The following is an 11,607-nucleotide window of genomic DNA, read 5'->3' as shown; positions in this document are numbered from 1 at the left end:
CCCCGTTCGTCTGCGGGCCGTCTGTGGCCGGTCGCGCAGTTCCCCGCGCCCCTTGGGGGCGGGAGCTTCGCTCCCTGCCCCCGCCTTCGTGGCTCCGCCCCGGACCCTGCTCCTCAAACGCCGGAGGGGCTGAATGTGCGGGCCCCCCTCCTTGCACACCGGAGGGGCTGAATGTGCCGACCCCCTAGAGCTGACGCGTCCGCGCTGGGCATCCCCATCCCCCTGAGGGGCGCGGGGAACTGCGCGACCAGCCCCCACCGAACCCGCAGACAAAGCCCCCGGCCGCCCGCCCGGGGCTTTCGGGAAGGGGCGGGGCGGGGAACTACGCCGTAGGCGAAGCGCTGCCGCTCGGGCTCGTGCCGCCCGACGTCGCGGCACCCGACGTCGCGGCACCCGACGTCGTGGCACCCGACGTCGTGGCACCCGACGTCGTGCCACCCGTCGTACCGTCCGACGTGCCGCCCGTGGACGTCCCGCCCGAGCCCGATCCACCGGTCGTGGGATCCCCGCCCGTCGTCGACCCGCCCGTCGACCCGCCCGTGGAGCCGCCCGTGGTCGACCCCCCGGTCGTCGGCCCGGTGGTGCCACCCGTTGGGCCACCGGCGGACGTGCCCCCCGTCGAGGAACCGCCCGTCGAGGTGCTTCCGCCGGTCGTCGACCCGGTCGTGGACCCGCCGGTCGACGTACCCCCCGTACTGGACCCACCCGTCGTGGACGACCCACCCGCGCCCCCCGTCGACGTCGACGGCTTCCCACTCGGCTTGGACGGCTTCGTCGACGGCGTGGACGGCTTCCCGGAAGGCGTCATCGAGGACGACGGGCCGGACGGCGCCGACGGGGTCGTTCCCGGCGTGCCCGGCCTCGGGGTCGTCGGGTTCGCGGGGCCGTCCCCGGACCGGGGCGGGGCCCCGGGCGTGGGCGTGTCCGCCGGGAGGCCCGCCTCGGCGCCGCCCTCGTTCGCCGACTGCTGCTGCTCCACCTTGTCGCCGGGCGCGTCGGAACCGGACGTCGCGCCCAGCGTCACCACCGTGCCCAGGACCGCCGCGAGCACCGCACCGGCCCCCGCCGCGACCAGGTTGCGACGCGTGCCGGTGAAGAGCGTCCGCTTGGCGGGGGGTGTCCCGTGCGGGATCAGCACCGTGGGCGTGGCGTCCGGGGCGGGGACGCCGGCCGGGGGCGACTGGGACTCCTCGTAGCGCGCGGCGGGGACCTCGTCGCCGGACGGGGTGCGGCCGCCGGAGACCACCGGGCCGCCCGAGCGGTCCTCGACCAGGGCCAGCGCCCGGCGACCGGCGACCGTGCCCCGCTTGTCGGACAGCGCGCCCTTGAGGCCGATGGACGCCTCCAGTTCGGCGCGGGCGCGGTCGACGTTTCCGGCGCAGAGTGCCAGGACGCCCAGTTCGTGGTGGAAGTAGGCCTCTTCCCCGACCTCTCCGGTGAGGCGGGCCGCCGCCGAGCCGATCCGCAGGGACCGCTCCCACGCCCCCCAGTGCAGCCCGGCCGCGAACGCGGGCGCCGCGCTGCGGGCGAGCTTGACGGCCGTGGCCGGGTGCGCGGGGTCGCCGCCGGGGACCAGCGCGCCCAGGGCCGCGAGGACCGCGTCCGCCTCGGCCGCCGCCCGCTCGGGCGTGACCGACGGGTGCCCGGTCCACCAGGCGTAGTGCTGGGCGGCGGTGTGCGCCCGCTCCGCAGCACCCTCTTCGGACTCCCCGTACCCGGCCGCCTCCAGCTGGGTGAGCACGCCCGCCGCGAGCCGGTAGCGCGTACCGACCGGGGAGAGCAGCCCGCAGCCGAGCAGTTCGCCGAGCGCGGCGTCCGCGTGGGTGTCCCCGACGAGCGCGGGCAGATGCGCCTGGTGCGGCACCTCGCCGCCGAGCGCGACGGCGAACCGCAGGGTCTCCCGGGAGGCCTGGCCGAGCCGGGCCGCGAGCGGCGCGGCGGGTGCGGCGCCCTCGCCGAGGGACGGCAGCGGCACCTCGCGGCCCTCGGCCGAGAAGACGGAGACGTCGGAGGGCTCGTCGACCGGCAGCCCGAACTCGTCGCGCGGGACGCCCTCGCCGCGCAGCCCGTCGCGCTGCCGCAGCAGCGCGCCCGCCTGGACGAACCGCAGCGGCAGGCCCTCGGACTCGAACCAGAGGTCGCCCGCCCAGTTGGCCTCGTCGTCGCTGAGCGGCCGGTCCACGGCCTGCTCCAGGAGTTCGAGGGAGGCGCTGCGGCCGAGCCCGGTCAGGAAGACCTCTTCGAGGTGCGACTCGGCGGGCGGCGCCGCCACCTCGGGCGTCGCGGCGAGCAGGAAGGCGCACTCGGGGGCCGCGGCGAGCAGCTCTTCGAGGGCGGCGCCGCCGAACTCCAGGTCGTCGACGAGGACGACCGCCCCGATCTCGCGCACCTGGTCGTGCAGTCCGGCCCGGTCGGGCCGGTGCAGCGGGGCGCGGTACACCGTCGCGTACAGCTCGTGCAGCAGTTCCCGGGCGGTGCGGCGGTGGCCGCTGAGGCGGACGACGCCGTCGGGTGCGAGCTGGGCGCAGTCGGCGGCCACCGCGTCGAGCAGGACCGTGCGCCCGGATCCGGCGGGCCCGGTGAGCCGCACCGAACGGCCGCGGCCGAGCAGGCGCACCAGTCGCTCGCGCTCCTCGCCGCGCTCCAGGAGGACCGGCGCGGGTGAGGCGGGCCCGGCGGGCACCGGCGGCTTGAGCGCCCGCTCCCGGTCGGTGCGTTCGGCGGCGGACTGGCGTTCGGGGCGGCCGGGTATCTCGCCGGGCGGGCAGGGTTCGATCTCGCTGCCGTCGACGGGGTTGACGGTGAGCAGGAAGTCGCCCGAGACGAGCTGGACCGTGCGCGCGAGTCCGGCGGCGCGCGCTCCGAGCTCGGGGGTGACGGCGTCGCGGTCGCGCTCCTTGCGCGGTGCGACGGCGCCCGCGCCCGCGCCGGTGCCCGGTCCGTTCTGCTCGTCGTCGAACTCGTCCGGTCCCCGGGTGTCCATCGGGTTCATGGTGAAAGCCCCCCAGATACGCCTGCGTAACCCTGCCCCCCCGGCCGCTACGCATTGCGCTGTCGTTCTGGTCCGGTACCCGCCGCAGGGATGTCGACCGGCGGGAGACCGCACCCTAAACCTTCGCCCAGTATCTCCGAACGGGCGGGGTGCCACCCCGCCCAGAGCGTCACAGTCCGGTGAGGATTGCGTACGGAGGACCGGCTTCCACATCACCTGCACAAGTAGCGCACAGGTCTTGCTCAAGAGGGCCGTACGAGCCTCGTACGGCGGTGGCGCCGCGCACGCTCACACGCGCGGCAGCGCCTCCGCCGCGATGCCGCCCTCGATGGCGAGGATGCGGTGCAGCCGGGTCGCCACCAGCAGGCGCTGCATCTGCGGCGGCACGCCCCGCAGCACGAGCCGCCGGCCGCAGCGGCCGGCCCGCCGGTGGGCGCCCATGATCACGCCGAGGCCCGTGGCATCCCAGGAGTCCAACTCGGTCAGGTCGAGCACCAGATCGCCGGCTCCGTCGTCGACGGCCGAGTGCAGGACCGTACGGGCGTCCGCCGCGCTGCGGACGTCGAGGCGGCCCCCGACGACCAGCTCGACGTGGTCGCCCCTGATGTGCATATGTACTCCCCGGAGTGCTCCGTATGCCTGTCTGCCTGTCGTCTCTTACTGCACCAACTGACTGCACAGACCGCAGGGAAGTTGCCGTCTGTAAGCGAACCGATACCTAATTCACCCCATGGAGTGATTCCGGGGCGAGGGGAGGTGAGGGTGCGTCAATCAGTGCTTGTAGAAGCCCTGCCCGCTCTTACGGCCGATGTCACCCGCGTCAACCATCCGGCGCATCAGCTCCGGCGGCGCGAACTTCTCGTCCTGGGACTCGGTGTAGATGTTGCTGGTGGCGTGGAGCAGGATGTCCACGCCGGTGAGGTCGGCGGTGGCCAGCGGGCCCATCGCGTGGCCGAAGCCCAGCTTGCAGGCGAGGTCGATGTCCTCGGCGGTGGCCACGCCCGACTCGTACAGCTTGGCCGCCTCGACGACGAGCGCCGAGATCAGCCGGGTGGTGACGAAACCGGCGACGTCGCGGTTGACGACGATGCAGGTCTTGCCGACGGACTCGGCGAACTCCCGGGCGGTGGCCAGGGTTTCGTCGCTCGTCTTGTAGCCGCGCACCAGCTCGCAGAGCTGCATCATCGGGACCGGCGAGAAGAAATGGACGCCGACGACCCGCTCGGGGTTCTCGGTGGCCGCCGCGATCTTGGTGATCGGGATGGCGGAGGTGTTGGAGGCGAGCACGGTGTCCGGACGCACGATCTTGTCGAGCGTACCGAAGATGTCGTGCTTGACCTCCAGCTTCTCGAAGACGGCCTCGACGACGATGTCCACGTCGGCGGCCGCGTCCAGGTCGGTCGTGGTGGTGATGCGGGCGAGCGCCGCCTCCGCGTCCTCGGCGGCCAGCTTGCCCTTGCTCACGAACTTGTCGTACGAGGCCTTGATGCCGTCGGTGCCACGGGCCAGCGCCGCGTCGGTGACGTCGCGCAGCACCACGTCCCAGCCCGCCTGGGCCGAGACCTGCGCGATACCCGAACCCATGAGTCCGGCCCCGATGACGGCGAGCTTCCTGGCCACTTCACACCCCTTTGACAGCTTGCTGATACGGCTCTCCGGCGGAGGCTATCGGCCGTGAGGCGTCTTGGGAGCCGTAAGAGATGCGCGTCACGTCTCAGATGACGGACATCACACCAAGACGGGTGAGCGGCGTCTCACCGTGGGGCCCGGCGGGCCCCACCGGTCGTCCCGTACCGCGTACTTGGGCGGGGAATGTCCGTGCCCGGCGGGCGGCCGTGACGGTCGGCACAGGAGCGTGGCGGACGGCCCCCGCGTAACTAGGCTGACCCCATGGTCAATCTGACGCGCATCTACACCCGTACCGGCGACAAGGGCACCACGGCCCTGGGCGACATGAGCCGTACCGCCAAGACGGATCTGCGGATCTCGGCGTACGCGGACGCCAACGAGGCGAACGCGGTCATCGGCACCGCGCTGGCGCTCGGGAAGCTGTCCGAGGAGGTCGCGACCGTCCTCGGCCGGGTCCAGAACGACCTGTTCGACGTGGGCGCGGATCTGTCCACGCCCGTGGTCGAGGACCCGAAGTACCCGCCGCTGCGGGTCGAGCAGTTCTACATCGACCGCCTTGAGGCGGACTGCGACCTCTTCAACGAGCGGCTGGACAAGCTCCGCAGCTTCATCCTGCCGGGCGGCACCCCGGGCGCGGCGCTGCTGCACCAGGCGTGCACGGTGGTCCGCCGCGCCGAGCGCTCGACCTGGGCGGCCCTGGAGGTGCACGGCGAGACGATGAACCCGCTGACGGCCACGTATCTCAACCGCCTCTCCGACCTGCTGTTCATCCTGGCGCGGACGGCGAACGGCGAGGTCGGGGACGTGCTGTGGGTGCCGGGCGGCGAGCGGTAGGCGCTCCGCGCGGAGGGCAGTGGGTCGGCCGCGGGTCATGCGTCGCCGATCGCGCCCGCGCGGCGGAGCCGCATATGTCACCGCCCCGTGCCCCGTACCGGCGCGGTACCGCACGGGCTGCCTAGAACAGGCCCTTCCGCGACCGGGCCGCCTCCACCCGCTTCGGGAACAGTGTGTAGCTCAGCGCGATGAACAGGTTGATGCCGATCAGCCACAGCATCCGCTGCTGCCACATCCGCAGGGAGCCGACGTCCCCGTCGCCGCCCACGTACCAGATGCCGCCCTGGAGCAGCCCGGTCGCGATCGCGGCGGCGAGCACCCAGCGCCCGGCGGTCCTCCACTCGTGGGCCGCGCGGGCCGCGCCGCCCGCCGGGGCCTTGGCGGGGCGCGGGCCGCCCGCGAAGCGGTGGGCGGACCAGGCGTCGGCCCGCTTCACCATGGAGTGGCCCATCGCCACCGAGAAGCCGATGTACACGGCGGCGAGGCCGTGCTTCCAGTCCGGCTCGGCGCCGTTCCCGAGGTCGATCACGGTGACGACGAGGAGCAGCGCTTCGAGCAGCGGCTCGCAGAGCAGGACCGCCACCGACGTCCTGGGCATCTTCGCGAAGTAGCGCAGCGCCAGACCCCCGGCGAGCAGTACCCAGAAGCCGACTTCGCAGATGACGATCAGTGTGACGATCACGGCGTTCCCCGTTCCCCGTTCCCGTCGTCCGGACTCCCTTCCAGCGTCGGCCCGCGATCGGGCCCGCTCGTCGTCGGCAGTGAGGAGACAGCACTGCATCCTTCGGCGTATTCGAGGGAGCGCGGGATCGCCCCGCACATGGAGGCCCGGGCCCCAGGCCCCGTGTTTCATGGGAACGTGAAACGTTTCCCCCGCCCGCACCGCCATGACGTGATCATCGCCGTCGTCGGCCTGCTGACCGGCGTGGCGGGCTGGGCGCTCGGGCTGCACACCCAGGGCGGGCATCCGTTCGGCGGCGCCGAGGTCCTGGTGCCGCTGTCGGTGATGGCGGCCCTCGAACTCGTACGCCGGACCGCCCCGCGGTTCGCCCTGGTCACCGGCACCTTCGCGATCATCGCGGACCAGTTCACGCTCGGCAGCATGGTGACGGTCCTGATGTTCACGGATCTGGTCTACGCGGCCGTCCTTTACGGCACCCCGGCCGCCGCCCGCCGCATCCCCGTCACCACCGGGCTGATCTCGGTGGGAGTGGCCATCGGCTTCGTGGCCTGGCTGCACAAGCCCGAGGCCCTGCTGATCGGCCTGATCACCGGACTGGTCTCGTTCGCACCCGCCACCACCGGCGCGCTGGTGCGCAACCACCGCGACGCCGCCGACGCGGCCACCCTGCGCGCCGAGCAGACCGCGCTGCTCGCCGAGGTCGACCGCACCCAGGCGGTGGTGGCCGAGCGCGCCCGGATGGCCCGTGAGCTGCACGACATGGTCGCCAACCACCTCTCGGCGATCGCCATCCACTCCACCGCCGCGCTCTCCCTCGACGACCCGGCCACCACCCGGCAGGCGCTCACCGTGATCCGTGCGAACAGCGTGGACGGGCTCGCGGAGATGCGCCGGCTGATCGGGCTGCTCCGCGACAGCGGCGCCGGGCGCGCACCGGCCGCCGCGCCCACGCTGGCCGGGCTCGACGCGCTGATCGCCCAGGCCCGTACGAACGGGGCCTCCAGCGGGCTCGACTTCGCCCTCGACGACACCCGGCCCGAGGGGACCGCGCTGCCCGCCCCGGTCGAGCTGGCCGCGTACCGGATCGTCCAGGAGTCACTGACCAACGCCCTCAAGCACGCCTCGCCGGGCACGGTCACCGCGGCGCTCGCGCACACCGGGCGGGCGCTGACGGTCCGGGTGACCAGCCCGTACGGTGAGCGTCCGGGACCGCGTGCGCCGGGCTCGGGCGCGGGTCTGGTCGGGATGCGGGAGCGGGCCGTGCTGCTCGGCGGGTGCTTCGCGTCGGGCCCCGAGCCGGGTGCGGACGGTGCCAGGATCTGGCGGGTCCGGGCCGAACTGCCCATCAAGGAAAGCGAGTCGACCATATGACGATCCGGGTGCTGGTCGCGGAGGACCAGTCGTCGGTACGGGCCGGTCTGGTCCTGATCCTGGGCAGCGCCCCGGACATCGAGGTGGCCGGGGAGGCCGCCGACGGCGAGGAGGCGGTCCGGCTGGCGCGTGAACTGCGTCCGGACCTGGTGCTCATGGATGTGCAGATGCCCCGGCTCGACGGTGTTTCGGCGACCCGGCAGGTGGTCGCGGAGCAGCTGGCCGATGTGCTGGTCCTGACGACGTTCGACCTCGACGAGTACGTCTTCGGGGCGCTGCGCGCGGGCGCGGCGGGGTTCCTGCTGAAGAACACGGAGGCGAGGGACCTGATCGAGGCGGTACGCACGGTGGCGCGCGGCGAGGGGCTGATCGCCCCGGCCGTCACCCGCCGGCTGATCGCGGAGTTCGCGGCCCCGTCGGCCAAGGCGCCCCCGGTGCGGCCGGCCGCCCTGGAGACGTTGACCCGCCGCGAGCGGGAGGTCCTGTCGTGCCTCGGCGAGGGGCTGTCGAACGCCGAGATCGCGGGGCGGCTTGCGATGGCGGAGGCCACGGTGAAGACCCATGTCAGCCGGTTGCTGGGAAAGCTGCAGCTGCGCAGCCGGGTCCAAGCGGCCGTGCTGGCACAGGAGTTGGGCGTGTAGGGTCGACTTCCGGCCGCTGGTCTGGACCTCTTGACGGTTGGTCCAGACCTTTCTACGCTCACGGCACTGCTGTGTGAGCGTGTCACGACACCGTGTGCTCCACGACACGCTCACGGCACTGCTGTGTGAGCGTGTCACGACACCGTGTGCTCCACGACACCGTGTGCTCACCGGGCGGAGCAGGGTCCCACCCCCACCCCTTCGGACCTCACTCGGGAGCTCTCCTTGAGTCCTGCAACGCGCATCCGCACCCGCACCCGCTTCAGAACCAGAGCCGCGGCAACCCTGACCGCGCTGGCGCTTCCCCTGGCCGCGCTCGTCGGCCTGGCGGGCGCCACTCCCGCCGCGGCCGCCGCCTCGGCGACCGCCACCTACGCCAAGACCCAGGACTGGGGCTCCGGCTTCGGCGCCCAGTGGACCGTCAAGAACACCGGCACCACGACGCTCACCTCCTGGACCGTGGAGTGGGACTACCCCTCCGGTACGTCCGTGACCTCGTTCTGGGACGCGGACGTCACCCATGACGGCAACCACTGGACCGCCAAGAACAAGTCGTACAACGGCACCCTCGCTCCCGGCGCCGGCGTCACCTTCGGCTTCAACGGGGCGGGCTCCGGCGCCCCCTCCGGCTGCAAGCTCAACGGGGGCTCCTGCGACGGTAGTTCGACCCCGCCCGGCGACAGCCCGCCGTCCGCGCCGGGCACCCCGACGGCGAGCGGCGTCACCAACACCTCGGTGAGCCTGTCGTGGACCGCCGCCACCGACGACAAGGGCGTCAAGAACTACGACGTCTACCGCGGCTCCGCGAGGATCGCCACGGTGACCGGTACGACGTACGCCGACTCGGGCCTCACCGCCGGGACGACGTACACGTACAGCGTGACCGCGCGCGACACCGCCGACCAGACGGGCCCCTCCTCCGGCTCGGCCACCGTCACCACCACGGGCGGCGGCGGCAACCCGGACCCGGGCTCCACGGTCAAGCTCGGCTACTTCACCGACTGGGGCGTCTACCAGCGCAACTACCACGTCAAGAACATCGTCACCTCGGGCTCGGCGGCCAAGCTGACGCACATCAACTACGCGTTCGGCAACGTCACGGGCGGCCAGTGCGCCATCGGTGACGCCTACGCCGACTACCAGAAGACGTACGACGCCTCCTCCAGCGTCGACGGCACCGCCGACACCTGGGACCAGCCGGTCGCGGGCAGCATCAACCAGCTGCGCGAGCTGAAGAAGAAGTACCCGGGCATCAAGGTGCTGTGGTCGTTCGGCGGGTGGACCTGGTCGGGCGGCTTCGGCGCGGCGGCGGCCAACCCGACGGCGTTCGCCAACTCCTGCTACAGCCTGGTCGAGGACCCGCGCTGGGCCGATGTCTTCGACGGCATCGACATCGACTGGGAGTACCCCAACGCCTGCGGCCTCTCCTGCGACACCAGCGGCCAGGCCTCGCTGAAGAACCTGCTGGCCGCGCTGCGGGCCAAGTTCGGCTCATCGGCGCTGGTGACGGCGGCCGTCACGGCCGACGGCTCCGCCAACGGCAAGATGGACCAGGCCGACTACGCCGGGGCGGCGCAGTACGTCGACTGGTACAACGTGATGACGTACGACTTCTTCGGCGCCTGGGACGCGAAGGGACCCACGGCCCCGCATTCCCCGCTCACCTCGTACAACGGCATCCCGATCGCGGGCTTCCACACGGACGCGGCGATCCAGAAGTACAAGGCCAAGGGGATCCCGGCGAGCAAGCTCAACCTGGGGATCGGGTTCTACGGGCGCGGCTGGACCGGCGTCACCCAGGACGCGCCGGGCGGTACGGCGACGGGGCCGGCCCCCGGGACGTACGAGCAGGGCATCGAGGACTACAAGATCCTCAAGAGCGCCTGCCCGGTGACGGGGACGGTCGCGGGCACGGCGTACGCCCGCTGCGGCTCCAACTGGTGGAGCTATGACACGCCGTCGACGATCGCGGGCAAGATGGCGTACGCGAAGTCCCAGGGCCTCAAGGGGGCGTTCTTCTGGGAGTTCAGCGGGGACACGTCTGGCGGCGAGCTGATCTCGGCGATCGACTCCGGGTTGCGGTAACGCGCCCGGAGCGGCATCGGGGCGAGGGCCCGTCCCCCTCCCCCGGTGTCACCCCTTCGTCTGCGGAACCCTGGTGGGCGGGTTGCTCGCGCAGTTCCCACCAGCCCCAGGAGCGCCCCGAAGGGCGCATCTAAGGGGCGCGGGGACTGCGCGGCCAGCCCCCACCGGCCCGCAGACGCAGAACCCGGCCGCCCACAGGGCTTCAGGGAAGGGGCGGGGTGGGGAAAAGTCAGGCCACGTTCACCCTCTGGCCCGGCGGCGCCGCCTCCAGCCACGCCAGGAAACCCGTCAGCGCGTCCTCGCTCATCGCCAGCTCCAGGCGGACGCCCCGGTGCGTACAGCCGAGCACGATCGCGTCGGACAGCAGCGCCAGCTCCTCCTCGCCCGCCGGCTTGCGGCGCGCCACGACCTCGATCGCGGAGCGCTCCAGGAGCCGCCGCGGCCGGGGCGCGTACGAGAAGACGCGGAACCACTCGATCCGGTCACCGCTGTACCGCGCGACTCCGTACACCCAGCCCTTGCCGCCCGGGTCGCCGCCCTCGGGCACGTCCCAGCGCAGACTGCAGTCGAAGGTCCCGCCGGAACGCTGGATCAGCCGCCGGCGCAGACCGAAGACGAAGAGTCCCACCAGTACCAGCGCGACGACCAGGCCGCCCACAAGCAGAACGAGGGTCATCTACACCGACCTCCTCGCTCCATTCGGGGCCCGGGGCTCGCCCCGGTCTCTTGTGCCTGCATCGCCTCAGCCGCGGCCGGGTCCGGAAAATTCCAGACCCGTGACCGCGGCTGAGGGCAAAACTCTTCGGCGGGGTGCTAGCGCACCGACACCGTACGCAGCCGGACCTCGGCGCGACGCTCGGCGGCGCCGTCCTCGACCGACTTGGCGCTCTCCAGCGCCCGCTCGGCACGCTGGACGTCGATCTCGTCCGCGAGCTCCGCGATCTCCGCGAGCATGGAGAGCTTGTTGTCCGCGAACGAGATGAACCCGCCGTGCACAGCGGCGACGACGGTGCTGCCCTCGCTCGTACGGATGGTCACCGGACCGGACTCCAGCACTCCGAGGAGCGGCTGGTGACCGGGCATGACGCCGATGTCGCCGGACGTGGTGCGCGCGACGACCAGGGTGGCCTCGCCGGACCAGACACTGCGGTCCGCGGCGACGAGCTCGACGTGCAGCTCAGCAGCCAAGGTGGGCTCCTCGGGTCACCACCCGGCAATGGGAGCCGGGTGTTGGGTCAAGTCTAGTAGGGCCCGGAGCAACAGAGCGCCGGGGCCCACCCGGCCTGTCGGCCGGGGGTCCGGGGGTTGTCCCCCGGGAGATGCGGTGTGGGCGTACGGAGAGAGGCGGGACGCGCCCGCCCCCCTCCGCCGAA

10 protein-coding genes are annotated in these 11,607 nt (G+C 72.6%); 4 read left to right on the top strand and 6 right to left on the bottom strand.

The window, feature by feature from the left end; translation table 11 throughout:
- Positions 1-322: 322 nt before the first annotated feature.
- The 3 genes from ACFWA7_RS28665 to ACFWA7_RS28655 all read right to left on the bottom strand — a co-directional run bounded on the left by ACFWA7_RS28665 (position 323) and on the right by ACFWA7_RS28655 (position 4,612).
- Positions 323-2,992, bottom strand: coding sequence for an ATP-binding protein (locus tag ACFWA7_RS28665; RefSeq protein ID WP_385825898.1), 2,670 nt, complete (start codon positions 2,990-2,992; stop codon positions 323-325).
- A 288-nt stretch (positions 2,993-3,280) separates the two neighbouring features.
- On the bottom strand, positions 3,281-3,604 hold the full coding sequence (locus ACFWA7_RS28660) for an STAS domain-containing protein (RefSeq protein ID WP_067163978.1): 324 nt from the start codon (positions 3,602-3,604) through the stop codon (positions 3,281-3,283).
- Between the two features lie 159 nt (positions 3,605-3,763).
- Entirely contained in the window at positions 3,764-4,612 is an 849-nt protein-coding gene (locus tag ACFWA7_RS28655; RefSeq protein WP_385540552.1) for a 3-hydroxyacyl-CoA dehydrogenase family protein, read from the bottom strand.
- Positions 4,613-4,882: 270 nt separating this feature from the next.
- Here ACFWA7_RS28655 and ACFWA7_RS28650 point away from each other — a divergent pair, with 270 nt between their 5' ends.
- Complete coding sequence (locus ACFWA7_RS28650) at positions 4,883-5,455, top strand: cob(I)yrinic acid a,c-diamide adenosyltransferase (protein WP_385540550.1); 573 nt, start codon at positions 4,883-4,885, stop codon at positions 5,453-5,455.
- A 121-nt stretch (positions 5,456-5,576) separates the two neighbouring features.
- On the opposite strand, the gene ACFWA7_RS28645 is transcribed toward ACFWA7_RS28650, so the two are convergent.
- Positions 5,577-6,137 (bottom strand): hypothetical protein, encoded by a 561-nt coding sequence (locus ACFWA7_RS28645; protein WP_385825896.1) that lies wholly within the window; start codon positions 6,135-6,137, stop codon positions 5,577-5,579.
- 138 nt (positions 6,138-6,275) lie between these two features.
- On the opposite strand from ACFWA7_RS28645, the gene ACFWA7_RS28640 reads away from it, so the two are divergent.
- The 3 genes from ACFWA7_RS28640 to ACFWA7_RS28630 all read left to right on the top strand — a co-directional run bounded on the left by ACFWA7_RS28640 (position 6,276) and on the right by ACFWA7_RS28630 (position 10,234).
- Positions 6,276-7,508 carry a sensor histidine kinase gene (locus ACFWA7_RS28640; RefSeq protein ID WP_385540564.1) on the top strand — a complete coding sequence of 411 codons (1,233 nt, stop codon included), beginning with the start codon at positions 6,276-6,278 and terminating at the stop codon, positions 7,506-7,508.
- Positions 7,505-8,149: a response regulator gene (locus ACFWA7_RS28635; protein WP_385540547.1), complete on the top strand. Its 645-nt coding sequence runs from the start codon at positions 7,505-7,507 to the stop codon at positions 8,147-8,149. The genes ACFWA7_RS28640 and ACFWA7_RS28635 overlap by 4 nt, the downstream gene beginning before the upstream one ends.
- 225 nt (positions 8,150-8,374) lie before the next feature.
- Positions 8,375-10,234: a glycosyl hydrolase family 18 protein gene (locus ACFWA7_RS28630; protein WP_385825894.1), complete on the top strand. Its 1,860-nt coding sequence runs from the start codon at positions 8,375-8,377 to the stop codon at positions 10,232-10,234.
- A gap of 229 nt (positions 10,235-10,463) precedes the next feature.
- Here the strand turns inward: ACFWA7_RS28630 and ACFWA7_RS28625 are convergent, their stop codons facing one another.
- Entirely contained in the window at positions 10,464-10,910 is a 447-nt protein-coding gene (locus ACFWA7_RS28625; protein ID WP_385540543.1) for a DUF2550 domain-containing protein, read from the bottom strand.
- A gap of 137 nt (positions 10,911-11,047) precedes the next feature.
- Positions 11,048-11,422: a F0F1 ATP synthase subunit epsilon gene (locus ACFWA7_RS28620; protein WP_067163957.1), complete on the bottom strand. Its 375-nt coding sequence runs from the start codon at positions 11,420-11,422 to the stop codon at positions 11,048-11,050.
- Positions 11,423-11,607 lie beyond the last annotated feature (185 nt).

It is taken from the genome of Streptomyces sp. NPDC059994 (genome assembly GCF_042737755.1).
Lineage (GTDB): Bacteria > Actinomycetota > Actinomycetes > Streptomycetales > Streptomycetaceae > Streptomyces.
This window is presented reverse-complemented; position numbering and strand designations above follow the sequence as displayed.

Bases quoted from the DNA above. Each gene is read 5' to 3' on its own strand.
- ACFWA7_RS28635 (WP_385540547.1), top strand. From the start codon at position 7,505: ATGACGATCCGGGTGCTGGTCGCGGAGGACCAGTCGTCGGTACGGGCC.
- ACFWA7_RS28660 (WP_067163978.1), bottom strand. From the start codon at position 3,604: ATGCACATCAGGGGCGACCACGTCGAGCTGGTCGTCGGGGGCCGCCTC.
- ACFWA7_RS28640 (WP_385540564.1), top strand. From the start codon at position 6,276: ATGGAGGCCCGGGCCCCAGGCCCCGTGTTTCATGGGAACGTGAAACGT.
- ACFWA7_RS28650 (WP_385540550.1), top strand. From the start codon at position 4,883: ATGGTCAATCTGACGCGCATCTACACCCGTACCGGCGACAAGGGCACC.
- ACFWA7_RS28665 (WP_385825898.1), bottom strand. From the start codon at position 2,992: ATGAACCCGATGGACACCCGGGGACCGGACGAGTTCGACGACGAGCAG.
- ACFWA7_RS28625 (WP_385540543.1), bottom strand. From the start codon at position 10,910: ATGACCCTCGTTCTGCTTGTGGGCGGCCTGGTCGTCGCGCTGGTACTG.